General features: G+C 52.6%; 21 protein-coding genes, 1 tRNA gene and 1 pseudogene. 13 read left to right on the forward strand and 10 right to left on the reverse strand.

The genetic code is table 11. The annotated features are described in order from the left end of the window. Positions 1-321 precede the first annotated feature (321 nt). The 4 genes from purK to ppiB all read right to left on the reverse strand — a co-directional run bounded on the left by purK (position 322) and on the right by ppiB (position 3,266). Positions 322-1,401 carry a 5-(carboxyamino)imidazole ribonucleotide synthase gene (gene purK, locus ACETPC_RS20300; protein WP_380184294.1) on the reverse strand — a complete coding sequence of 360 codons (1,080 nt, stop codon included), beginning with the start codon at positions 1,399-1,401 and terminating at the stop codon, positions 322-324. Beyond that, a complete protein-coding gene (purE, locus tag ACETPC_RS20305) occupies positions 1,398-1,907 on the reverse strand; it encodes a 5-(carboxyamino)imidazole ribonucleotide mutase (RefSeq protein ID WP_380184295.1) in 510 nt (169 codons plus the stop codon). Before purE ends, purK begins: the two co-directional genes overlap by 4 nt. Positions 1,908-2,046: 139 nt before the next feature. After that, positions 2,047-2,772, reverse strand: a complete 726-nt coding sequence (gene lpxH / locus ACETPC_RS20310; protein ID WP_380184296.1) for a UDP-2,3-diacylglucosamine diphosphatase — start codon at positions 2,770-2,772, stop codon at positions 2,047-2,049. Beyond that, positions 2,772-3,266 (reverse strand): peptidylprolyl isomerase B, encoded by a 495-nt coding sequence (gene ppiB / locus ACETPC_RS20315; RefSeq protein WP_380184297.1) that lies wholly within the window; start codon positions 3,264-3,266, stop codon positions 2,772-2,774. Before ppiB ends, lpxH begins: the two co-directional genes overlap by 1 nt. A 232-nt stretch (positions 3,267-3,498) precedes the next feature. Between ppiB and cysS the strand changes: the two genes are divergently transcribed. After that, the gene (cysS, locus tag ACETPC_RS20320) at positions 3,499-4,887 is read left to right on the forward strand and encodes a cysteine--tRNA ligase (protein WP_380184298.1); all 1,389 of its coding nucleotides are present in this window, start codon (positions 3,499-3,501) and stop codon (positions 4,885-4,887) included. A 41-nt stretch (positions 4,888-4,928) separates the two neighbouring features. Here the strand turns inward: cysS and ybcJ are convergent, their stop codons facing one another. Both ybcJ and folD read right to left on the reverse strand, forming a co-directional pair. Beyond that, the gene (gene ybcJ, locus ACETPC_RS20325; protein ID WP_380184299.1) at positions 4,929-5,141 is read right to left on the reverse strand and encodes a ribosome-associated protein YbcJ; all 213 of its coding nucleotides are present in this window, start codon (positions 5,139-5,141) and stop codon (positions 4,929-4,931) included. Further along, positions 5,141-6,007 (reverse strand): bifunctional methylenetetrahydrofolate dehydrogenase/methenyltetrahydrofolate cyclohydrolase FolD, encoded by an 867-nt coding sequence (gene folD, locus ACETPC_RS20330; RefSeq protein ID WP_380184300.1) that lies wholly within the window; start codon positions 6,005-6,007, stop codon positions 5,141-5,143. Before folD ends, ybcJ begins: the two co-directional genes overlap by 1 nt. Before the next feature lie 183 nt (positions 6,008-6,190). Between folD and ACETPC_RS20335 the strand changes: the two genes are divergently transcribed. Next, positions 6,191-6,267, forward strand: a tRNA-Arg gene (locus tag ACETPC_RS20335). A gap of 15 nt (positions 6,268-6,282) precedes the next feature. Here the strand turns inward: ACETPC_RS20335 and ACETPC_RS20340 are convergent. Further along, positions 6,283-6,606: pseudogene (locus tag ACETPC_RS20340) on the reverse strand (tyrosine-type recombinase/integrase); the annotation flags it as partial. Between the two features lie 539 nt (positions 6,607-7,145). Here ACETPC_RS20340 and ACETPC_RS20345 point away from each other — a divergent pair. Beyond that, positions 7,146-7,271: a DUF2256 domain-containing protein gene (locus ACETPC_RS20345; protein WP_187497670.1), complete on the forward strand. Its 126-nt coding sequence runs from the start codon at positions 7,146-7,148 to the stop codon at positions 7,269-7,271. Between the two features lie 119 nt (positions 7,272-7,390). Here ACETPC_RS20345 and ACETPC_RS20350 read toward each other — a convergent pair whose 3' ends face one another. The 3 genes from ACETPC_RS20350 to ACETPC_RS20360 form a co-directional block, all read right to left on the reverse strand. Beyond that, complete coding sequence (locus tag ACETPC_RS20350) at positions 7,391-7,516, reverse strand: hypothetical protein (protein WP_380184301.1); 126 nt, start codon at positions 7,514-7,516, stop codon at positions 7,391-7,393. Positions 7,517-7,744: 228 nt separating this feature from the next. After that, positions 7,745-8,197 carry a DUF943 family protein gene (locus ACETPC_RS20355; protein WP_380184302.1) on the reverse strand — a complete coding sequence of 151 codons (453 nt, stop codon included), beginning with the start codon at positions 8,195-8,197 and terminating at the stop codon, positions 7,745-7,747. Continuing rightward, positions 8,190-8,993 carry a DUF3289 family protein gene (locus ACETPC_RS20360; protein WP_380184303.1) on the reverse strand — a complete coding sequence of 268 codons (804 nt, stop codon included), beginning with the start codon at positions 8,991-8,993 and terminating at the stop codon, positions 8,190-8,192. Before ACETPC_RS20360 ends, ACETPC_RS20355 begins: the two co-directional genes overlap by 8 nt. A gap of 791 nt (positions 8,994-9,784) precedes the next feature. Between ACETPC_RS20360 and ACETPC_RS20365 the strand changes: the two genes are divergently transcribed. From ACETPC_RS20365 to ACETPC_RS20410, 10 genes are all read left to right on the forward strand, one after another. Beyond that, positions 9,785-10,183, forward strand: coding sequence for a helix-turn-helix domain-containing protein (locus tag ACETPC_RS20365; protein WP_380184304.1), 399 nt, complete (start codon positions 9,785-9,787; stop codon positions 10,181-10,183). A gap of 176 nt (positions 10,184-10,359) precedes the next feature. Further along, positions 10,360-11,319, forward strand: a complete 960-nt coding sequence (locus ACETPC_RS20370; RefSeq protein ID WP_380184305.1) for a chemotaxis protein — start codon at positions 10,360-10,362, stop codon at positions 11,317-11,319. Between the two features lie 177 nt (positions 11,320-11,496). Next, entirely contained in the window at positions 11,497-11,763 is a 267-nt protein-coding gene (locus tag ACETPC_RS20375) for a hypothetical protein (protein WP_380184306.1), read from the forward strand. A gap of 99 nt (positions 11,764-11,862) precedes the next feature. Then, complete coding sequence (locus ACETPC_RS20380) at positions 11,863-12,357, forward strand: DUF1198 family protein (protein ID WP_380184307.1); 495 nt, start codon at positions 11,863-11,865, stop codon at positions 12,355-12,357. A 305-nt stretch (positions 12,358-12,662) separates the two neighbouring features. After that, a complete protein-coding gene (locus ACETPC_RS20385) occupies positions 12,663-13,388 on the forward strand; it encodes a gluconate 2-dehydrogenase subunit 3 family protein (protein WP_380184308.1) in 726 nt (241 codons plus the stop codon). 34 nt (positions 13,389-13,422) lie between these two features. Beyond that, entirely contained in the window at positions 13,423-15,192 is a 1,770-nt protein-coding gene (locus tag ACETPC_RS20390; protein ID WP_380184309.1) for a GMC family oxidoreductase, read from the forward strand. A 6-nt stretch (positions 15,193-15,198) separates the two neighbouring features. Continuing rightward, the gene (locus tag ACETPC_RS20395) at positions 15,199-16,452 is read left to right on the forward strand and encodes a c-type cytochrome (RefSeq protein ID WP_380184310.1); all 1,254 of its coding nucleotides are present in this window, start codon (positions 15,199-15,201) and stop codon (positions 16,450-16,452) included. Between the two features lie 361 nt (positions 16,453-16,813). Next, a complete protein-coding gene (locus ACETPC_RS20400) occupies positions 16,814-17,149 on the forward strand; it encodes a hypothetical protein (protein WP_380184311.1) in 336 nt (111 codons plus the stop codon). Between the two features lie 116 nt (positions 17,150-17,265). After that, positions 17,266-22,353 (forward strand): AvrE-family type 3 secretion system effector, encoded by a 5,088-nt coding sequence (locus ACETPC_RS20405; RefSeq protein WP_380184312.1) that lies wholly within the window; start codon positions 17,266-17,268, stop codon positions 22,351-22,353. An 11-nt stretch (positions 22,354-22,364) separates the two neighbouring features. Continuing rightward, positions 22,365-22,769: a type III secretion system chaperone gene (locus tag ACETPC_RS20410; RefSeq protein WP_380184313.1), complete on the forward strand. Its 405-nt coding sequence runs from the start codon at positions 22,365-22,367 to the stop codon at positions 22,767-22,769. Positions 22,770-22,885: the final 116 nt, after the last annotated feature.

The raw sequence follows: 22,885 nt of genomic DNA on the forward strand, positions 1-22,885 counted from the left end.
CCAGGCGTTCATAATTGATTAAGATGAAAAAATGTTCGGCCAGTCTGAAAGACTATGCTAACTTTTTAAAGCATACGAGGAAACTTAAGTTTGCCGTAAAGGCACTATTTGGTTAATCGGGGGAGGGCGGGAGAACCAAACCAGACCATAAACACGTAAACTATAAAAAAATTAACGTATTTATAACGACGATCTGCGAATGGCTCCCTTGGTGTTGGCAAAAAAAACTTCTAATTACTTAATAATGCTATGTATTTATTGTTTTGTTCGCCAATACAATACGATGTTAAGCTATGAAATGATAGCCATACTTAAGTACAGTTAAGCACTGTCCTTTTTCAGCTGTTCGCTCGCCCAGGCAAGACCGCTGGCATAACCTGTTGGTAAATCAGGCGTTAACGCCTCCAGCGCGCGCTGAAGCGATTCATGACTGATATCGTTCAGGTTAAGATGACCTACCTTTCTGCCTGGACGAACCTCTTTTTCATACCAGTGCAGGCGTACCAGCGGTTGCCGGAGCCATACCAGATTTACCGCCGTCCCGATCAGGTTGATCATCACGGAAGGCGTGTTGACTACCGGCGTCGGTAACGGCAAGTCCAGGACTGCACGCAAATGTAGCTCAAACTGGCTAATGGAGGCACCGTTTTGCGTCCAGTGGCCACTGTTGTGCACGCGAGGCGCCAGTTCGTTGATCAGCAAACCTTCCGGCACGATAAAACATTCCATTGCCATGACGCCCACGTAATCCAGCTCGTCCATAATAGCTGCCAGCATGCTTTCAGCCTGCTTTTGGCGCGCGGCATCCGGCTTTGGCAAGGCCACACTGGCACGCAGGATGCCGTCCTGATGCAGGTTATGGGTCAGAGGGTAGAATACGGTGCTGCCGTTGCGCGCGCGGGCACCGACCAGAGAAACTTCGCCGGAAAAGTGAATGCCCTGTTCTACAATGCACTCGCCATAGCATTCGGCAGGCAGAGAAGAAGTTTCATCCTGGCGTAAACGCCACTGGCCGCGGCCATCATAGCCGCCGGTGCGGCGTTTGACGATAGCCAGCTCGCCCAGACGGGTAAAAATTTCCGGCCATTCGGCCGCGTCGCTCAACAGTTGCCAGGGCGCAGTTGCCAGACCCAGCCGATCCAACAGCTGTTTTTGTGTAAAGCGATCGGCCAGCAGCGGGAAAATATCGCGGTTAACAAAGGCATTATGGTCGGCAAGCTGGCGAGTCAGCGCCGTCTCCGGCCAGCGTTCGATTTCTGCGGTGATCACGCTTTGCTGGATGGGCAACGCCTCGGGTTCAGCATCCAGCCCGACGGGATAAACGGCTATACCCAGCGGCTCGCCGGCCTGGCGCAGCATACGGCCCAGCTGGCCATTTCCTAATACGCATACTGGCTTCATGCTTCCTCCCGCGGGTCCGGATTGTTCAGCACTTCATCCGTCTGGCTCTGGCGCCAGGCGTGCAGGCGGCTTGCCAGTTCACCATCGTGCAGCGCCAGAATCTGGGCTGCAAGCAGCGCTGCATTGGCTGCACCCGCTTTGCCAATCGCCAGCGTGCCTACCGGAATGCCGCGCGGCATCTGCACAATCGAATAAAGGCTGTCAACGCCGCTCAGCGCCGCGCTTTGCACCGGCACGCCCAGCACGGGCACCAGCGTCTTCGCCGCCAGCATGCCGGGTAAATGGGCCGCGCCGCCAGCGCCAGCGATAATAACCTGAATGCCGTTCTCTGCGGCCTGTTCGGCAAAGCTGAACAGCTTGTCCGGCGTACGGTGCGCTGAAACCACTTCGCAATGGAAAGGAACAGCCAGGCTGGTGAGGATCTCCGCGGCAAATTGCATGGTTGCCCAGTCACTTTTGGAACCCATAACAATAGCAATGCGGGCCGATGCGGCGTTGGAAGACATGCGGGTCTGACTCCTGTGATTATACAAACATCATCCGTCGGTCGGGACGGAAAGGAAGGAGAGAGAGAATATCATGACTGACCAGTAAGGAAAACGTTTGCTATGCCCATAAAGCGGCGCTATACGGCGATTTTAGCGCTCAGAAAGGGAAAGAGATAAGCGCGACTTCTTCGGCGCTGACTTTTATCATGGAGCCTTGCGTATGCCACGCACCCAACACAACGCGCTCGGCGGCTACACCGTTAACGTTAAGCTTATGAACGGCTGGCCTGTGCGTATGGCCGTGGATTAAATACTGCACCTGATAGCGGCTTAAGACCGCCTGTACGGCTTCGGCGTTGACATCCATAATGGCCACATCTTTACTGCTGTTGGCCTGTTTACTGCCATCGCGCATTTTTCTTGCGATGCGCTGGCGAAGAAACAGCGGCAGTGAAAGGAAAAGTTTTTGCAGCCAGCGCTGGTGCACCTTACGGCGAAAGCGTTGATAGCCTTCGTCATCGGTACAAAGCGTGTCGCCGTGCATAATCAGTACCCGACGGCCATAAAGCTCCAGCACTTGTTCTTCCGGCAGCAGGCGCATGCCGCACGCTTTGGCAAAGCGCTGACCCAGCAAAAAATCGCGATTGCCGTGAATAAAGTAGCAGGGGATGCCAGCAAGCTGTAGCGCATTTAAAGCGGCGGCAATTTCCGCATGCAGCGGCTCAGGGTCGTCATCGCCAATCCAGGCCTCGAAGAGATCGCCAAGAATGTAAAGCGCATCGGCCTGAAACGCTTCACGCCGCAAAAAAGCAAGAAAACCGGCAGTAATTGCCGGTTCTTCTGCACACAGATGTAAATCTGCGATAAATAGCGTATGCGACATTATTCGCTAACGGTGACTTTCTGGATCACAACGTCTTCTTTTGGCACATCCTGGTGCATGCCGCTGCGGCCGGTAGCAACGGTTTTGATCTTCTCAACCACGTCCATACCTTCCACAACTTCAGCGAAGACGCAGTAGCCCCAGCCCTGCAGGCTTTCGTCGCGGAAGTTCAGGAAGTCGTTGTCCGCCACGTTAATAAAGAACTGCGCGGTAGCGGAGTGTGGCGCCTGAGTACGGGCCATCGCCAGGGTGCCTTTGGTGTTTTTCAGGCCGTTGTTGGCTTCGTTACGGATTTCCGCTTTGGTGGCTTTCTGCTGCATGCCCGGCTCGAAACCGCCGCCCTGGATCATAAAGCCGTTGATAACACGGTGGAAAATGGTGTTGTCGTAAAAACCTTCACGGCAGTAATCCAGGAAGTTTTTAACAGTTTCAGGCGCTTTGTCGTCAAAGGTTTTAATAACGATATCGCCATGGTTAGTCTGGAAAGTGACCATATTCTCATCCTGTAAAGGTTGAAGGGGGTAAATTTAACCGCCGCGACCCGCATAACAGGGCCGACGGACTGTAAAACAGAGGGCTCTTATATCACAAAATGTGATGACGCGTCAGCACCGCCGCATAAAGGAGAGCGGGCGGAGCCTTGCTTTGCATGGCGCTTGCGTTAACAATACGTCAGAATATGAGTTTCACTGTCACGATCGCACACGTTAAAAACGGAATGTCTCAATGCTAAAGATTTTCAATACCCTGAGTCGTCAAAAAGAGGAATTTAAACCTATTCATGCCGGTAAAATCGGCATGTACGTGTGCGGCATCACCGTTTACGATCTTTGTCACATTGGTCATGGACGCACCTTTGTCGCTTTCGATGTGGTCGCCCGCTATTTGCGTTATCTGGGCTATTCGCTGAAGTATGTCCGCAATATCACCGATATTGACGATAAAATTATCAAGCGCGCTAACGAAAACGGCGAAACAATCGAGGTGCTGACCAACCGTATGATTGCAGAAATGCATACGGATTTCGCCGCGCTAAATATTCTGCCGCCGGACAGCGAGCCGCGCGCCACTCACCATATTGCGGATATCATCGAGCTGGTCAGCAAGCTCATCGAACGCGACCATGCCTACGTTGCCAGCAACGGCGACGTAATGTTTTCAGTAACCAGCAACCCGGACTACGGTCTGCTGTCGCGCCAGGATCTGGAGCAGCTTCAGGCTGGCGCACGCGTGGAAGTGGCCGCCGATGTTAAGCGCAACCCAATGGATTTCGTGCTGTGGAAAATGTCTAAAGCGGGCGAACCGGGTTGGGCTTCGCCGTGGGGCGAAGGGCGTCCTGGCTGGCATATTGAGTGCTCCGCCATGAACTGCAAACAGCTGGGCGATCATTTTGATATCCACGGCGGCGGTTCCGACCTGATGTTTCCGCACCATGAAAACGAAATCGCGCAGTCTACCTGCGCGCACGATGGCCCCTACGTCAACTACTGGATGCACTCCGGCATGGTGATGGTCGATCGTGAAAAAATGTCCAAATCACTGAATAACTTCTTCACCGTACGGGATGTGCTGGAACATTACGATGCAGAGACGGTGCGCTACTTCCTGATGTCGGGCCATTATCGCAGCCAGCTTAACTACGGCGAAGATAACCTGAAGCAGGCTCGTGCGGCGCTGGAGCGTCTTTATACCGCGCTGCGCAACACCGACCCTCAGGCGCAGGCCAGCGGCGGCGAGCTGTTCGAATCCCGCTTCCGCGAAGCGATGGACGATGATTTCAATACGCCAGAGGCTTATTCTGTGCTGTTCGATATGGCGCGAGACGTTAACCGTCTGAAAGCAGAGGATATGTCGGCAGCCAACGCGCTGGCGGCGAAACTGCGCGAGCTGGCTGGCGTGCTGGGCCTGCTGGAGCAGGATCCAGAGGTGTTCCTGCAAAGCGGCGCGCAGAGCAACGATGAAGAAGTCGCAGAAATCGAAGCGCTGATCAAGATGCGTAACGACGCGCGTAAAGAGAAAAACTGGGCGCAGGCTGATGTAGCCAGGGACAAGCTGAACGAACTGGGCATTATCCTGGAAGATGGGCCGCAGGGCACCAGCTGGCGTCGCAAGTAAGAGACTATTCAGGGGCCGCGGCCCCTGAATACTTTTGGCGGTTACTCGACTACGGTAATGCTGTTGCCATCAAAAGCCACGGTCTGGCCTACGACAATCTTGCAGCGCTTGCGGGTTTCCACTTCGCCATTCACGGTAACGTAGCCGTCGGCAATCAGCGTTTTAGCCATAGCACCGCTTTCCGCCCAGCCTTCCAGCTTCAGCAGATCGCATAAATCCACGTGCGGGTGTTTTCCCAAAGAAAAAGTTGCCATTATTCTGCTGCTCCATCATGAAATTCTTCGCACGCCTGTAGGGTGTTCTGGATTAGCGTGGCTACGGTCATCGGGCCGACGCCGCCCGGAACCGGCGTGATAAAAGAAGCGCGCTCTGCGGCGGCTTCGAAATCGACATCGCCTACCACTTTGCCGCTTTCCAGACGGTTGATGCCGACATCAATAACAATCGCGCCGGGCTTAATCCAGTCGCCAGGGATAAAACCCGGTTTGCCTACGGCCACGACCAACAGATCGGCATGCTCAACGTGGTGACGCAGATCTTTGGTGAAGCGATGGGTAACAGTAGTGGTGCAGCCTGCCAGCAGCAGCTCCATACTCATCGGGCGGCCAACGATATTGGAAGCGCCAACCACGACCGCATTCAGGCCAAAGGTATCGATATTATGGCGCTCCAGCAGCGTTACGATGCCGCGCGGCGTGCAGGGACGCAGCTTTGGCGCTCGCTGGCACAGGCGGCCTACGTTGTAAGGATGAAAACCATCCACGTCTTTCGACGGCGCGATGCGCTCCAGCACTTTGACATTATCAATGCCTGCCGGAAGCGGCAGCTGAACCAGAATCCCGTCTATTTCGCCGTCGTCGTTGAGTTTATCAATCAGCGCCAGCAGTTCCGCTTCGCTGGTAGAGGCAGGCAGATCGTAAGAGCGGGAGATAAAGCCAACTTCTTCGCAGGCGCGGCGTTTGCTGCCTACATAAATTTGCGAAGCCGGGTTCTCGCCTACCAGCACAACCGCCAGGCCGGGCGCGCGTTTACCTGCGGCCAGGCGCTGCTGCACTTTTTCTGCAACCTCAAGGCGCACCTGCTGCGCAATCGTTTTACCGTCAATAATCTTTGCTGCCATCAGAGAGGGGATCCATCTGTGTTGAGTTGAAACGGGGTCGGCGCCTATTCTCGCAGAAGCGCGCGCCGCTGTCAGGCATAGATTCGGGGCTGTCTGCTCAATAGTGCAGCAACAGAAACAATCCACTAAGTAAAATCGTTGACTCGAAGGCTTCGCGCCGTATAATCCGACCCTGTTCCCCATGCGCCCTTAGCTCAGCTGGATAGAGCACCGGCCTTCTAAGCCGTAGGTCACAGGTTCGAATCCTGTAGGGCGTGCCATTATTTTTCAACGACTTATCCGCCTTTTCCTGTCTTCAGATTTTCACCGTGGGACAGATTTGGGACAGACACTCTGAAAATTGCGTCAATATGGCGTGCATGCTCGGTCAGATGGTTCGGTGCCAGATGCGCATACCGACGCACCATTTCTATCGATTCCCAGCCCCCCATTTCCTGTAAAGCAGAAAGCGGGACGCCGGATTGTATCAGCCAGCTTGCCCAAATGTGTCGCAAATCGTGAAAGCGGAAATCTTCAATCCCAGCCAGCTTGAGTGCCAGACGCTATAACATGTTGTTATCACGCTGTATTTTCCTGACAGCTGCTGTTTTCGCTCTATCATAATCTTGTCATCGTCAAGGCTGCGCAAGCAGGCATCCCCAAACGTCCTTGTCGGTAAATCTCCGATCTCATCAACCCGCCAGGCTTCCGCCTTTAGCTTGTTGTGAAGCTCTAAGGCCTGCTTCTTGTCCGCAGTGCCAGGCGAGCGCCTGATTCTTTTTCCTGCCGGGGTAAAGAAATGGCAGTGCCACACTCCGCCTCTGAGGGGAATTGGAAAGATAATAAATTCAGGCACAACGTAGCATCAGGTACTTGCCGGAAGTTCCGCCAGTCTGGCCGCCGCGCTTTATTATGTTGCTTACCTTGTGCGGGGAGACTTTAAGGAATGCGGCGGCTTCCGCCAGAGTGAGCGGTTCACTATTTGCCATTAGCTTTACGGTTGCCGCATCTGCGATAGTGCAGAGCGGATATAACGTGGCCACGGCGCTTTGCGCGGCTTTCTGACATAGTTCGTGCTGGCTCGCTTATCAACATTCAAGGCACCCCCGTAAAAATTGTCTAAAATAATGTCCATCTCCCTTACCGCCCGAGGCTCCTTGTGAAAAAAAGCGAACTCCCGACAAAAATCTGTACCGTGTGCGGCAGGCCATTTACATGGCGTAAGAAGTGGGAAAAGTGTTGGGATGAAGTACGGAAGTGCTCAGAGCGCTGTCGGCGTAAGTGAACGTGAATCGCCGGTTATTTACCCATAGCCTTAGCAATCGCTGATTCAGCGCGGGCGTAATTGCTTGATGGCGTGTCAGGTTGCGGGTAAGAGTGCCTTTTTACTAACGCTGTCATTCCCTACAGCGCCTCCAGTAGCTCAGGTGCTGCGGCGATTAGCGTCATATCCCGCTCGCTGCAACCAACCATTGGAAAGCCTGTGCTGTCGTTGTATGCGTAGAGCACATCGCCATCTTTTCCGGACATAGAGCTACTGAGACGCTTATTACTGTTGCTTGTAAACTGTAAATAGACCCATTTTAGCTCCATACATTTTTTTGAGGGTTTAGTCCTTTTTCAAGACGAAGAAATGCCAGAACTACTACTTTACACCGACACTGTTTAGAATGAAGAGATCGGATACTTACAAAAACCAGGTCGAACCCTGCATAAAGCCAGGCTGACAAAGAGGCCAGTTTTACTTGATTCAATTTCTTATTTCTTTTCAAGGGTTACTTTACCATCTGGTGTAAGAGTGTATGTGTTCTTGTCTATATTTATATAGCTTTTACTATCAAGGCTTCCTCTCACAACAATTGCTATACTGTTATAAACACACTTTTTATGCTCGCTATTGGGGGCATCAAAGCATGTATAGTCATCAATTGAACCATCTCTGGTTCCTTTTGGTAATTTTTTATAACCATCGAAATTCATGACGATAACTGTGAAGTTATCTGGGGTGTTAATAATATGATATTTATTATGAAGTAAATCTTTGTTTTTTAGCCACCAGTTCAGTTTTCCTTCTGTAGTCATCGGTAAGTGTTCTACAAAAACCGCATTATTATCTACTCTGACTATTTTGGCTGGTCTTACAGCAATCCATATGCAGTATGCTGCTATTAATAAAATTAAAAAAGCACCAATCCTTTTATAGTTAAACATTGTTTTCTCCTGTCAATGTTATAGTAGCTTCGAAATTTGTGAAGAATGGCTTTTGAGAAAAATGCTTTGCCCTCTGTAGAACAAACCATATTCTAAAGAAAGAAATAGAGTTAAATTTTACCTTTAAAATATCTTCTTTATCTAAGCCAAAATGGTCTTGTGCTCTGTATTTGACAACCGCAGTATATTTATTTCCTTGAAAGGTCAGGCTTTCAATGGAAATTTCTGTGCTGTTTATGTCATGGACGGTAATGCCCATTCCATTGACGAAATCTTTCCATCTTGTATATTTAGGTAGATGACTTTTAGATAACACATTTGAAAAACTTTCTTTCGTCAATTGGGACTTGCTGAAATCAAATTGCTCGATAGTATTTTTAATAATTGATAATGTGCTATCGACAGAGTTGTCACTCAAAATGAGCTTTCTGTAGGCATTGTTCATAGCCGGATGCTGATAATCTTTTCCATTACTGCGCTGCATGTGATTAAAAAGATCTATGATCAAGCCTTGATATGGTCCTCGGAAAGAAAAAACATAGGACTGAGATCTCAGCTCATCGTATAACATCGCAATGGCTTTTTCTCTACTTACTGGTCGAATCGAGTTAGTAGCGGGATGCTGATAAGAGAGACCAAAAGTAGTCCAATCAACGAAAGTTGATACTTGCCCGAGATGATAATGCTTTTTCAGTGTATCAACATCCATGTCTCCACTTTGCATGTCATCCGCATTTCTGTCATTGAATCTTTTTTTTGTAGTAAAGATGATTAGTTTTTTGTCGATTCCTTTCATTCAAAATCAATCCCTCTTAGTTAGGCGATTAAATATTATAGGTTTTCTGTTTGCGAGGTAGATCGAGAATTTTCTTAAAATTTTTTACGGTAAGAGCCATTCAAGCTCACATAAACACCCAGTGATGAACCATACAGTCATGGGAGTGGTCACTTTGTTAAGGGGGCATATCTGGGGCAGGTCACAAATTGAAATGAAAGAAATCATATATAGAACAGAAGATTAGCTATAAGGCTCTAATCCTGTAGGGCGTACCATTATATTTCAACGACTTACCTGCTTTTCCTGTCTTCAAATCCTGACTAACGCTGCCCGTTACGCTCTACTTGAGTCCACCCGCATTTTCCTGACCGCTGCCGTTCTTAATATCCCTCTTAAACCTCATACCTTCTACAGCTAGCGTGGTCAAAACCTTCCATAAAAACGCCACAAAACTGCACTATCATTCCATTCTGGAAATTTCAGAAACAGGATCTTGCCGTGCAGCAACAATAATTTATCCAGCTTTTAGCCGTAGAAAGCTTTGCCGCTCCCATGATAATAGAACGCGAGCCTTTGGGTTCTCTTAAAAAACACCGCCATCCTTCAACGAAGAAAAAACGTACAGACTAACGCTATCACAAGCTAATTAATGAGTATGGCTCATAGCCTTAACCCTGGTGACGCACTGATTCCCATTGATTACAGCTGCTATGCTTTATCGCGCCGGGGTTTCCGCCTTTTTAGCGAAGGCACAGGCTCAGTTAGTTACAACGTACTAAAGGTGGCATTGACAGAAACAGGGGAAAGCAATGCAGCGGGAACAAACCATCATTTATGAACTGACCGCCTGGATAGAGGCTAATATTCACCGTCCACTAAAAATTGACGATGTGGCGGAGAAAGCGGGTTACTCCAAATGGCACTTACAAAGAATGTTTCAGCGCGTGATGGGCAAAAATTTAGGCAATTATATACGCGATAGCAAACTGGCGCGGGCGGCAGAAGATTTGCTTGAAACCAGCGAGACGGTGATGACCATCTCCCAAAAATATGGCTATGAATCCCAGCAGACTTTCACTCGTATTTTCGCCAAAAAGTACCGCCAGCCGCCAGCTATGTTCAGAAAAAGCAACCGGCAAAACTGCGAAAGGCTTATCAGCCCGACTTTCTGCCAACAACAAGCGCCTCAGAACGTAACGGCGCGATAGCGGCTATAGATTTACATTGGCCGGGCATCAGGTCGGCGAATCAGCAGGCCGACAACTCTTCTCAGACTACCCTGTACTTTTTCTGGTCGTTGCCGATAACAGTTTCAGAACGATAAGCCGCGTGCCGTTGTGCGCCGCTTACCAGCGTACAAACAGCCAGGCAACCAGAGGTAGTAATGGATAATTTCCAGAAAGAGATTGATGAGAGAGCGAATCTCGCCTTATCCAATAAATTTGAGCTTTTGCTGTTCCGTTTAGGTTCAGATCAGAACGATGCGAAGTCAGAGCTCTTTGGCATTAACGTATTTAAGCTGCGCGAAATCGTGCCGATGCCGCCGATTACCAAAGCGGCCGGTATGAAGTCACCTCTGCTGGGCATGGCGAATATTCGCGGCCAGTTTATCCCGGTTATCGATTTGCCAGCCGTGGCGGGCTGCACGCCGGAAACCGGTTTAAATCTGCTGCTGGTCACGGAATATGCTCGCAGCACTCAGGCGTTTGCCGTCGAATCCGTCGACGATATCGTGCGTCTGAACTGGAGCCAGATCCATACCGCGGAATCGGGTATCAGCAGCCGCAACATTACCAGTATCGCCTGTCTGGACGATAAGACTAACAGCATGGCGATGGTGCTGGACGTAGAACAAATCCTGCACGACGTCATTCCTTCCGTACGCGACGTTAAGGCGGAAGACGTCAAGCTTAAGGCGTTCAATATCAAACCGGGTTCGGTCGCCATCGTGGCGGAAGACTCTAAAGTCGCGCGTCAGATGCTGGAGCAGGGGCTAAAAGTCATGGGCATTCCCGCCGTGATGCACACGACCGGCAAAGAAGCCTGGGAAAAAATCAAGCTGATGGCGCAGCAGGCGATGACGGAAGGGGTCTCCATTCACGATAAAATCGCAATGGTATTAACCGATCTGGAAATGCCGGAAATGGACGGTTTTACCCTGACGCGCAACATCAAAAGCGATATGGGCCTGAAAAATATACCCGTGGTGATTCACTCCTCGCTTTCGGGCAGCGCCAACGAAGATCACGTGCGCAAAGTCGGAGCAAACGGTTATGTCGCCAAATTCGAAATCAACGAGCTTTCCGCCGTTATTCATAAAGTGCTGGAAGAAGCGGTAAAATAAGCCTGCTGTTATCGGCGGTTAAATGGCCGCCTGATAATAAATATAGCGCTTATTATTTTTAGTTTACAAAAATAGCCACCAGGTTTTCATAAAACTGAAAGCCTGTTCAGAGATTATCCGTAGGGAAAAACAAAAAGATAGATTATTCTGCCGCTGTCAGACCATAAGGAGATCAGGATGACGGTACTTGAGCAGATAAAAATCTTTTACGTTAATAACGAGCAGGACGAATTCCTTAAATATGAAATCCTGGCCGATCACACAGGAAGGCCTGCTGTGGCGCTGGTATATATCTCATTACAGCACCAGGTAGGGCAACTTTCCTACGCGGTGTGGACAAAGATAGCCGAGCTGAACGTAGCCTCGACGGAAGAGAAAGCCGAAGAGGCGTTGAAACTGGCCATGCAGGTCTGTGTCGATCACCGCGCTGGCTGGCAAAAGTAATGGGGAGGCTGCCTGCGGGTAGCCTTTTCACGCTGTTGCTTTCCCCGCGATCCTGCTCTACTCTGACGCCCCCTGAGCCCGCTATTCCCGGTAGATAAAATGATCTGGCTGATGCTTCTGACCCTGGCTGTGGTATTTATTATTGGTTTTCGCGTACTTAACTCGCCAACCCGCAGAGCGACCGGGGCGTTAACCAAACGGCTGAATATCGATCCGGTCTACGTTGAATCTTTGCTTAGCCTGATGGGGCGCCCCGCAGGCGAAGAATTTATCGACTATCTTTCCCGCGACAGCGAAGCGCACTTAAGCAATGCGGCAAGCGTACTGCTGATTTGGCAGCTATTTTTGGTAGACGAATCAGAAGAAAATATTGCCTTCTGGCGCGGCGTGCTGCGGGAAGCCTGGCTACCGACGGAGCTGTCCGGCGAGCATGTTCGTTTGGCGCTAAAATTTCTGCGTGAACTGGAACCTGATGCTCAGGAAATGCATGCGTTCCGCCTGCGCTATAATGCCCGTTTCGCGCCCGATATTACTGCGGCCTCCAACGAACCAAATAACGTCGTTTCGATTCATTCTCATTCGCATTTCCACTGAATAATTTTTCCGCTCTGTTTAACCCTGGCATTATCACGCTTCTGAATTATCTTTAAAGCATTGTAAGGAAATTGTGCCTTAATCAGGCAGAAAAGTAATGCTAAAGGGTGTTTTTTGCACACAACATGCAATTATCATTTGAGTTTCAGTTTTATAACAAAGTTATAAAGCTTAACTAAAAAACATTTTTAATTTAATTTTTACATTCTGAAATACTTTTATCCATAACATTACTTTTTTTCCGGTCGATAACAAAATCTATTAACTCAAATTACATTTTATTATCATGTGAGAGTCGTAATGTTATGCTGCTACAAAAAGAAACTACCCGGCGTAAGTTTTTACTGGGGTCGCTGTTAGCATTGCCGCTAGGCGAACTGGTTTTTAAAGGATTAACGGCGGCGCAGGCTGCTGAAATGGCCGCCCCCGATTTGCTCGACTACAAACCAATTTTCTTCTCAGCCAACGAATGGCAATTCGTTATGGCCGCCTGCGATCGTCTGATCCCGGCTGGCGGCAAAGGTAAAGCGCCAGGCGCGCTGGAAACCAACGTGCCAATTTTTATCGACCAGCAAATGCATGGCGAGATGGGCAGCGAAATCTATATGCAGGGGCCGTTCGATCCTCATGCGCCAGCCACTATGGGCTATCAGATCCCTTTCCGTCCGCAGCAAATTCTGCAAACCGGCATTCGTCTGGTTGACGGCTGGTGCCAGCAGAACCATCAGAAAGCTTTTCACGAGCTGGCGACAGCCGACCAGGAAGCCGTCTTAACTCAGGTACAGAAAAACCAGATCCGCTTTGCCGATCTGGGCGAAAGCGCGCTACAGGGCTCGCAGTTCTTTAGCGAACTGCTCTCCAATACCAAACATGGCTACCTCTCCGACCCAATGTACGGCGGTAACAAAGGGATGAAAGCCTGGATTGCGATTGGTTTCCCCGGTGCGCGCGCCAGCTATATGGAATGGGTCAAGCAGCATAACGTCCCTTATCCGCTGGGCCCGATAAGCATCAAGGGCGAAAGAGCCTGAGTTTTTCTCTGATTACAGACTGGCAGGATTAAAAATGGCAACAGTGAATAAAGAAGAAGTCGACGTAGTAGTAGTCGGCCTGGGCTGGGCTGGCTCGCTGATGAGTATCGAGCTGGCGATGGCCGGATTAAAAGTGCGCGCGCTGGAGCGCGGCGGCGACCGTGGCTATGAAGAGTTCGCCTACCCGAAACCGGCGGATGAATATGCTTACGCCGTGCGTAACAAAGTGATGGCGACGCCTGCGGAAGCGGCCGTTACCGTTCGCTACAACATGAGCCAGACGGCGCTGCCGACGCGCAAATGGGGCGCTTTTGCGCCGGGCACAGGCGTGGGCGGTTCCGGCCTGCACTGGACGGCAGTACTGATCCGTCCAACCCCAACCGATCTCAAGCTGAAAACTTATGCGGACCAGGCGTATGCGCCGGGCATCCTGCAGGAAGATATGCGCATTATGGACTTCCCGTTCAGCTGGGACGAAATCGAGCCGTACTACACCAAGTTTGAGCATATCTGTGGGCAGTCCGGTAATACCGGCAACCTGCGCGGCCAGATTATGGAAGGCGGCGACCCCTTTGAAGGGCCGCGTTCAGAACCTTATCCGCTGCCTCCGCTGGAAGATACGCTGAACACCACTATGTTCGCTAAGGCGGCGAAGAAGCTGGGCTATCATCCATTCCCGAACCCATCGGCATGCGTTTCCCGCGCCTGGACCAACCCTTATGGCAACCAGATCGCGCCGTGCAACTACTGTGGCTATTGCAGTAAATATCCTTGCCTGAACTACTCCAAAGCCTCGCCGCAGACGGCAGTGATGGATGCGCTTAAGCGCATGGATAACTTCTCCTATGAAGTGCACGCTAACGTGATGAAAGTCGTGCTGCATGACGACAAGAAAACGGCGAAAGGCGTGATCTACATCGACGCGCAGGGCAACGAATGCTTCCAGCCGGCGAAAATCGTGGTGCTGAGCAGCTTCCAGTTCTGCAACGTCCGCCTGATGCTGCTTTCCGGCATCGGCAAGCCTTACAACCCTATTACTGAAGAGGGCGTGATTGGTCGTAACTATGCCTTCCTGAGTAACGGTGGCGCGACGCTATTCTTCAAAGACAAAAACTTCAATCCGTTTGCCACCGCAGGCGCTACCGGCCAGATGTTTAACGACATTTCGCCGGGCAACTTCGACGGCCCGTCGCTGGGCTTTATCGGCGGTGCGAAAATCCACAGCTCGCAGGCTACCGGCACGCCAATCAGCACTGCGCTGCCGAAAGGCACCCCATCATGGGGCACCGGCTGGAAAGAAGGCCTGGAAGAGTGGTACGGCCATTCGATGAAAATCAGCATCACCACTACCTGCCAGTCCTATCGTGATATTTATCTGGATCTGGATCCGAACTACAAAGATGAATATGGCTATCCGCTGCTGCGCATGACCTTTGACTGGAAACTGAATGAGCTGAAGCTGCAGCAATACCTGAAAGGCGTGGTAAGCGATATCACCAAAGAGCTAAATCCGGATAGCTACAGCGAAAGCTTCCTGCCGATGGATGCGCATTTCGACCTGACTAAATATGTTTCCACGCACAACGTGGGCGGCGCGGTTATGGGCGACAACCCGAAAACCTCGGCGCTGAATAAGTATCTGCAGAGCTGGGATGTTCATAACGTCTTTGTGCCGGGCGGCAACGCCTTCCCGCAGAACTTCCAGGCGAACCCGACCGATACCATTGGCGCGTTGACGCTGATGGCGGCGCAGGCGATCAAAGATATCTATCTGAAAAACCCAGGCCCAATGGTACAGGCGTAAGCGACGATGAAAATAAAACATTTTTTACTCGCCAATGCCGTGCTGCTTAGCGCAGGCTCCGCGCTGGCGGCTCCGGCAGACAATGGCGAACTGATTAAGCAGGGCGAATACCTTTCGCGTCTGGGCGATTGTAGCGCCTGCCACTCGCTGCCGGGCAAACCTGAGTTTTCCGGCGGCCTGGCGATCGAGTCGAATCTTGGCACTATCTACTCAACCAATATTACGCCGGATAAAGAGCACGGGATCGGCAACTACAGCGAACAGCAGTTCTCGGATGCGGTGCGTAAAGGCGTTCTGCCGGACGGCACGCGGCTCTATCCGGCGATGCCTTATCCTGACTATGCCAAAATCAGCGACGAAGATATGCATGCGCTGTACGCTTACTTTATGCAGGGCGTGAAGCCGAGCGCGGAACAGCCGCCGGAAACGGATCTGAGCTTCCCGTTCAGCCAGCGCTGGGGCATGCGCTTCTGGAACTGGGCTTTCGCCTCCGATAAGCCTTTCCAGCCGATCGGCGGCGCCTCGGCAGAGGTGAATCGTGGCGCCTATATCGTAGAAAGTCTGGGCCACTGCGGTAGCTGCCATACGCCGCGCGGCTTGGGCATGAACGAAAAAGCGCTGGACAGCAGCGATAAAGATTTCCTTTCCGGCGGCAATCTGAACGGTTGGGAAGTACCTTCGCTGCGCGGCTTGCCGCGCTGGACGGAGCAGGAAACCGTGGATTATCTGGCAACTGGCCGTAACGATAAAGCAGCGGTAGGCGGCGAGATGACCTCGGTTATCGAACACAGTACTTCGTATATGAGCGACGCGGATCTGAAAGCGATCACCGCCTATCTGAAGTTCCTGGGCGGCAATCCGTCGCTGCCCGCCAGCGACAGCAAAGCGGCCAGCGCTACGGAAGCTAAGCTGACGGCGGCGAAGAACCTGACTACCGGCGAGCGCCTCTATCTGGACAACTGTGGAGCCTGCCACTTTGTAACGGGCAAGGGCGCGCCAGGCGTCTTCCCGCAGCTGGATCAGGCGACGATTGTCAACGCAGGCGATCCGGGCGGGTTGATCCATACCATCCTGGCTGGTGCGCAGCAGCCTTCCACGGCCAAAGCGCCGTCTACGCTGGCGATGCCGGGCTTCGCTTCGCGTCTGAACGATGACGAGGTTGCTCAACTGGCTACCTTTATCCGCCAGGGCTGGAGCAATAAGGCCCCAGCGGTAAAAGCCGAAGATGTGAAAAAAGTGCGTGAGACGTTGAAGCACTGATCGCTGAAACTCTGGAGAGGCGAAATGCCTCTTCAGGGTTGAAGACTAAGGCAGGTGCAGGCTCAAGGGGGCCGGTGCCTTCCGTAAAGACGCAAAAAGCGCCATCCGTGGCGGCTCAGTACGGGACGTCCCTGTCCCGTAATGCTTTACTCCAGTCACAGGCCCCCCATCGCTTCAGGTTCGTCAATCGCCTGAGAGAGGCAAAATGCCTCTCTTTTTTCCGCCTTACCTGTTTTCATCTGTTACATCGCGTTTTCCAGAGAGACGCCGCATTTTCACAGGCCGTTTCAGCTTGTTTTCCTGCGTTCAGCGGCGTACCGTTTGTCTGTCATTTAAACAAATTTTTCAGGAGAATTAGCGCATGGAAAGCCGAATCGAAAGAGTAGAAAATCAAAGCAGCCAAATGCAGCAGGATCTCGCCACGTTAAAGTCAGATGTCTCGGTGCTGCAACGGGATGTTTCTGAGCTGAAAACAGACGTCTCGCTATTAAAAAAAGATGTTTCTCAGCTCCAGCTGGATGTCGGCGTTATTAAATCCAATTATGCCACCAAGGGCGATGTGCTGGGGCTTGATATAAAAATGGAAGCCATGAGGACCGAGCTGTATAAAGCCATTAGCACGCAAACTTACTGGTTTATTACCGCGCTGTTTGGCCTGCTGGCAACGGGGCTGGGGCTGGCAAAAATAATCTTTTAAATAGCCTGTGTTATTTATTACGCAAGCAATAAGAATAATTTATGACAGTGGGAACTCCATCGTTTTTTCCGCCACTTAGCTGAAGTTTCGGGCATTATCGGCTAAGGGGATATCGCGTGCTATCCGGGATAAAATCAGCTTTCACATCGGGTCTGCACGGCGCTCAACGCGCCACATCGCAGCAGAATCAGCAGGGCAGAATACGCCAACAGAACGCTCAGCCCAGCCAGCGGGGCGGCGGCACGTTGCAAAGTCTGACCGGCGGGCAGGCGACGGCAGCGGGTTTGCAGCAGGGGAGCGCGGCGCGCGCAACTTCCCGGGGGCGCTTTCAGGCTTTTAACCATCTTCCTCTTTTTAAAAAAAACGCTGCTCGCTCCGCTAACACGGCGGGAAGCCATGAGCTACAGCCGCTGACCCGGCTTGACGTAGCCATTCCAGGTATGGCAGAAGGCGGACTGGAAGCAGAAATTATGGCGACGCTGGCCGAACAGCGCGCGCACCAGCCAGAAGAAAAAGCTTCGCTGGGCGTACAGCTTAATGAAAAGCGTAATGCCGCTATTGCCGCGCCAGTAGGCCGGGATGCCCAGCGCGCGCTGCTAAAGCAAACCATTGGCCACCCTAAAATGCATTATCAGAGCGTGGCGGCCAATAAAAATCAGCAGCAGCACGCGCTGCTGAGCGATGAAGGAAAGCTGCTTTCGCTGCACTCATCGCAGCATGCGCTGATCGGCGTTGCCCACAGCAAACCGGCATGGCAAAGAGAAGAGACGCCTGGCGCTGTTTTTCCCCGGCGCAGAGCGGCAGAGGTGGTCGAACACGCTCTGTCGTTTAGCGATAATGGCGACAGCGTGCATATCCGCCGCAGCAATGCGCCGTCAGGGCGCGCAGCCGAGGTAAAATTGCCGGATGCCGCCGTCCTCGGCCAGCTGAGCGGCGTGCACCATCAAAACGCAGATGCGTTTCGTCTCAGCAACGACAAGCTGTATCAGCTGACTTCACAGGAAGAGGGCTGGCAAAAAGTAGAGCACTTCGGCGATGACAAAGACCAGTCAAAGCTTTCGCGGCAGGCGGATAATACTCTTTATCTGGTGCATGACGATCGCCATCTTCATCATTTGCCGACGCAAAAACAGAGCGCGCGCTTTGCGGATAAAATCAGCGGTGCCTCCGTTGCGGCGAACGGGCAGGCGATAGTGCTGCTGGCTAACGAAGAGAACAAACAGCAAAGCGTTAAGCTGCTGCCGCGCATCGATAGCCCGGAAGCGGAACAGCGCACGCTACAGCTCATTCCGGCTAAAACCACGCTGGCGGCGGTGGCGCAAACGGACAGCCTGGTTATCGCCGTTAACCATCAGGGCCAGCTGCTGGTGGCGAATCAGCCCGGCCTGCAAAACGAGTTAAATTTCGGCGATGCGCAGAGCCTCAACCTGCGCGACAGGCTGCACCAGCAGCTGGCGGATGTTATCGGCGATCGCTTTCACGTACAGAGCCTGCTCTGCGGCGAAAACGGCCAGCTGCACGCGGTAGTAAAAGACGGTATGGACAGGCAGCACGCTATTGCGCTGAACCCTAATCCGGCCAGCCCACAGGTTTCTTCTGCCTGGAACCTTAGCGACAGCCTGGTTATGGACTATCAAAAAGGGCTGCCGCAGCCCGCGCCGAACCGCGCTGATATTGTCGATCTCGGGGCCAACGGCAAGCTGACGCTACACGACGGCAAAGTCCATTTTTTCAACGAAGTCACCCGCGGCTGGGAAGCAACAGAAGTTAAAGCCGACCAGCTGCGCGTTGGTCAGGATGGCCAGGCCTGGGCGCTCAAAGACAACGAATTAAAAAGGCTAAAGGTCAACGTAGCCAGCAACAAAATTAATTTTCAGCAGAATACTTTTGCCCTGCATCAGGTGAAAAAAAGCGTCAGTGAAGAGCCCGCGCTGCCGGGACTCGATAAAAAACAAAAAACCATTGCGGCCAGCGTGCTGGACGATGGCCGCTTCGCTACGCTGGAGGAAAAGGGCGATATCCATTTTCATCATGTCGATACAGAAAGCCGCCGCGTTAAGCAATTAACGCAGACGCTTTCGCATCAGGCGCTGAAACAGGCAATGAACGAAGCCAGTGCCGTGCTGAGCCTTGATCCTGCGGCACAGACCGAGCACAAAGCGAAAGATATGGCCATTGGCCCGGAGAGCCGACTCTTTATTCTCAGCGACCAGGGCAAGGTCTTTAGTCTGCCTGCGGAAAGCTGGCGGCGGGGTAAAGTCGATAAGATGCAGGCTGAGCAGCTGCCTGTGCCGCCAAATAACGAGTTTGACGAAGCCGTTGCGGCGTCGCCCGCTAAATTTGCCGGCAACCATAAAGATACGCTGCTGATAGAAATGGATAACAAGCAGGTGCTGGCAAAAAACGATCGTGGCTGGCAACCAGTATCAACAGGCGTTGCCGCAGGCACGCGCGAGGCCGAAAATCTGGCGGACAGACACTACGATCGGCTCAGCGCCGCCACGCGTGATGCTAAGCTGGGCAAAACCGGCATCACCTACAAACGCGAGGTTAACACGTTCGGCCAGTCCGGCCACGATGGGCATAAAGTCCATACGCCGTTTCGCACCAGGCTCAGCACCTTCGTGTTTCGCCCCACGCTGGAGACGCCGCGTCCGCTGAAGAACATGGGTAACCTTGTACAGCATGCCCACAGCGGCCGCCAGGGGCTGGCGGCGATCTATCAGCAGCAAAGCCAGCAGTTAGCAGAGCTGACGCAGTATTTGCAGCGTCAGCCCACAGGCAAAACGGAGGAGCCGCTCAGCCTGAAGCTGAAGACGCTGTCGGCGCGGCAAGATCTGCCCGCCTGGTTTGGCGAGATGCAAAAATTCAATACGCTGCTGGCGGACAGCGCAGCGCATCAGGCCGGGCTACTCCAGCAACATTATGGCGGGCAGGGCAGCGCTGGCAGGCAAATCGACAGGCTGACCGGCAGCCTGAATCCGGCCAGCACGCACGGCGACGACCTGCTGAACAAAATGCAGCGGCTCTTCTCTCTACAGCCCAGCGGCAGAGGCAACGGTGCCCAACTTACCCTGACGGCAATGCGGGATGCAGGCATAAAACTTGCCCATCAAAAACCGGCAGAGGCGATCCCGGCGGGGATGAATCGTGATAAGCACGATGTTATGGGGCTGGCGAAGTCGCGCCTGATCCTGGATGGCCTGACCAATGTGAAAATGCACGATTTAACGAAGCGCCTGACCCACGCGCTGGATCTGCCGGGCGAAACGCGCGAAAAAGTGTTGCAGGCTTTGGGCAAAGAGTTTCGTGCGCTGCGCGACGAAGAGTGGGAAAGCAATCCGCTTAAGCAGATTACCGCCCAGGGCTTTACCGGCAACGACAAGCTGGAAGCCAACTACGATGCCATCAAATCAATGACCAAGGCTTTTACTAAGTCTAATCACGCGATGAATGTCACGACGCGTACTGTTATGCAGGCCGAAGATCAGCAGCTGCTGGCCCGCAGGCTAAAAGAGACGGTGCTGGATATGGACAAGGGTGAAAGTCTTTCTTTTAGCAGGGCCTATGGTGCGGCAACCACTATCAGCGCCCTGCCGGGTTCGCAGGTGATTGCGGGCGTGGGCGGCAGAGCGAATCTGGATCGCGGCTACAGTATGAGCCTGACGCGCGGCGAGGGCGGTATAACCGTAAGCTTTGGCCGCGATGGCGGCGGCGCGCTGACCGCTTTTTCCGGCGTAGGCTACAACCTGCTTACCGGCTATATGAAGGATCCGACGCACGACGTCGCCGTGGATAACCAGCGTAATCTGGCGCCTGCCGTGCGCCTCGGCGGCGTTTTTTCCGCTACGCCGCTGGATGTAAAAAAGCAGAACAGCGTCAGTTTCGATATTACGGAAGCGGAACTGCCCGCGTTTATCGAAGGGCTCACTCAGGGCACGCTGGATCCGCTGACCCTGCTTAATCGCGGCATCAATCATAGCGTTAAGCATGGCGAAGTACTGAATGTCAGTCTGGATGCCAACGCGGCGGCGCTGGCTTCGGCAGGCGTGCCTTTGACCAACAAACATGAAAAAGAGACGCCTGCCAGCTTCCGTGTAGGCGGCGGGGCCTATGCGGGCGTTAACGTGCTTTCCGGCACGCGAGAAAAAGCGAAGACCACCAAAGAGAGCGGCAGCACGGAAAGCCAGAGCAACAACCGTCTGCGCGGATTAAACAAAGCCAGCGTAGGCGTTAATCTCGCGCTGCCGACCGGCGTACTGGTAAGAGGCGAAGAAGGGCGAGTGCCACTGTTTGCCGGGCCAGCCGCCAGCGTACAGCTTTCGATAGATAACCGAACAAAACAGAGCATGGCGGTAGAAACCAAAACGGCCCGCCCGCTGGAAGCGACACATCTTGATAAGCTAACGGAGACCTTAGGGAAAAAATTCACCGATCCTGCCACGGCGGGCCTTATCGCTTCGTTAAAAGATAAAGAGGACGAAACGCCGCTAACGTCCCGGCAAAAACTGGACAAGCTGGATGCGCATTTTACCCCGCGTAACATCAGGGAAAAAAGTAATGAACAGCAGGCCGCGCTGCGCGATTTGGATAAGCACCTGCGTCAGCAAACGGCGGCGGAGCGAGGCCAGAAGCTGTTACAGGGCGGCGAATATCAGACTACCTATGCCAATTTGAGCAAGGTGGACAGCAACGGCCTCTGGCACCAGCTTTCGCATCTGCTCGACGGCAGCCTTAATGCCAGTAACGCCACGAAAATGCGCGAGCTGATGAAAGACGATCACCAGCTACAGAGCTTGATCGCTTCATTGCAGGACAACGTCAGCACGGAGGCAACCGTCACGCTGGAGCTAAAGGATGAGGTCCGGGAAAGATTAGAGCAGCGCTGGCTGGCACAGGGCAACAGCCCCGATGAGATGCGGGCCGAATTGACTAACCGCGACAATTTGCGTCTGAAATCCATCGCCTTCACTAAATCGCAGGTGAAAACGGATGGCTTTGCCACGCCCGCTTTTCTGCTTGGCGGCTCCAACAGCGCTTCAGTCTCCATGAAGCGTAACCTGGGCAAAATCAGCTTCAGCTACGGCGAGGATCAGGACAAGCCAGTCAACTACGCGCTGGAAGGGCGTATCGCTAAAGCCACCACCGAACTGACCAGCGCGCTACAACGAGGGCAGCAGCAAAATTTCGTGCTTAAAAGTTAACAGGAGCCTTTATGATCGCAACAGAGCAGCTAAATCATTTTCTGGCCTGGTATGGCCGTCGTCTGAATCTCAATCTGTGCCTGAAAAACGGCGTTTGTGCGCTGGTGCGCGAAGGGAAAGAGATAGCCGTAGTGGAGCTGCCGCCGGAAAGCGACTGCGTGATCCTGCATCGTAAACTGGGCAAGCTGGCAGGCGCATCGGAAGCCTGGCTGCGCACGCTGCTGGCATTAAACTTTGAAATGGACGCCATGCGTGGCTGCTGGCTGGCGATGGATGGCGATGATTGCTTAAGGCTATGTAGCCAGCAGCCGCTGAGCCTGCTGGACGCGGAGAAATTCAGCCATCTGCTCAACGCTTTTATCGCCCAGACGGATGAAGTCAGCGAATTTCTGGCCGAAAGCCGCGCTGCCGCCTGACTTATCACAAACTGCGCAGGCGCAACAGATCCACAATTCACTCATAGTGTTAAGGAAGGGTTAGGATAGGGTAAAGTACAGTAATATCAGGGGTTTTAAGAATGTTGGATATGTTT

This window comes from Pantoea sp. sgz302252 (genome assembly GCF_042610525.1).
Classification (GTDB): Bacteria; Pseudomonadota; Gammaproteobacteria; order Enterobacterales; family Enterobacteriaceae; genus Erwinia.

Excerpts from the sequence above, each read along its gene's own strand:
- purK (WP_380184294.1), bottom strand. The coding sequence starts at position 1,401 with ATGAAGCCAGTATGCGTATTAGGAAATGGCCAGCTGGGCCGTATGCTG.
- purE (WP_380184295.1), bottom strand. The coding sequence starts at position 1,907 with ATGTCTTCCAACGCCGCATCGGCCCGCATTGCTATTGTTATGGGTTCC.
- lpxH (WP_380184296.1), bottom strand. The coding sequence starts at position 2,772 with ATGTCGCATACGCTATTTATCGCAGATTTACATCTGTGTGCAGAAGAA.
- ppiB (WP_380184297.1), bottom strand. The coding sequence starts at position 3,266 with ATGGTCACTTTCCAGACTAACCATGGCGATATCGTTATTAAAACCTTT.
- cysS (WP_380184298.1), top strand. The coding sequence starts at position 3,499 with ATGCTAAAGATTTTCAATACCCTGAGTCGTCAAAAAGAGGAATTTAAA.
- ybcJ (WP_380184299.1), bottom strand. The coding sequence starts at position 5,141 with ATGGCAACTTTTTCTTTGGGAAAACACCCGCACGTGGATTTATGCGAT.
- folD (WP_380184300.1), bottom strand. The coding sequence starts at position 6,007 with ATGGCAGCAAAGATTATTGACGGTAAAACGATTGCGCAGCAGGTGCGC.
- ACETPC_RS20350 (WP_380184301.1), bottom strand. The coding sequence starts at position 7,516 with ATGTCCGGAAAAGATGGCGATGTGCTCTACGCATACAACGACAGCACA.
- ACETPC_RS20355 (WP_380184302.1), bottom strand. The coding sequence starts at position 8,197 with ATGTTTAACTATAAAAGGATTGGTGCTTTTTTAATTTTATTAATAGCA.
- ACETPC_RS20360 (WP_380184303.1), bottom strand. The coding sequence starts at position 8,993 with ATGAAAGGAATCGACAAAAAACTAATCATCTTTACTACAAAAAAAAGA.
- ACETPC_RS20365 (WP_380184304.1), top strand. The coding sequence starts at position 9,785 with ATGCAGCGGGAACAAACCATCATTTATGAACTGACCGCCTGGATAGAG.
- ACETPC_RS20370 (WP_380184305.1), top strand. The coding sequence starts at position 10,360 with ATGGATAATTTCCAGAAAGAGATTGATGAGAGAGCGAATCTCGCCTTA.
- ACETPC_RS20375 (WP_380184306.1), top strand. The coding sequence starts at position 11,497 with ATGACGGTACTTGAGCAGATAAAAATCTTTTACGTTAATAACGAGCAG.
- ACETPC_RS20380 (WP_380184307.1), top strand. The coding sequence starts at position 11,863 with ATGATCTGGCTGATGCTTCTGACCCTGGCTGTGGTATTTATTATTGGT.
- ACETPC_RS20385 (WP_380184308.1), top strand. The coding sequence starts at position 12,663 with ATGCTGCTACAAAAAGAAACTACCCGGCGTAAGTTTTTACTGGGGTCG.
- ACETPC_RS20390 (WP_380184309.1), top strand. The coding sequence starts at position 13,423 with ATGGCAACAGTGAATAAAGAAGAAGTCGACGTAGTAGTAGTCGGCCTG.
- ACETPC_RS20395 (WP_380184310.1), top strand. The coding sequence starts at position 15,199 with ATGAAAATAAAACATTTTTTACTCGCCAATGCCGTGCTGCTTAGCGCA.
- ACETPC_RS20400 (WP_380184311.1), top strand. The coding sequence starts at position 16,814 with ATGGAAAGCCGAATCGAAAGAGTAGAAAATCAAAGCAGCCAAATGCAG.
- ACETPC_RS20410 (WP_380184313.1), top strand. The coding sequence starts at position 22,365 with ATGATCGCAACAGAGCAGCTAAATCATTTTCTGGCCTGGTATGGCCGT.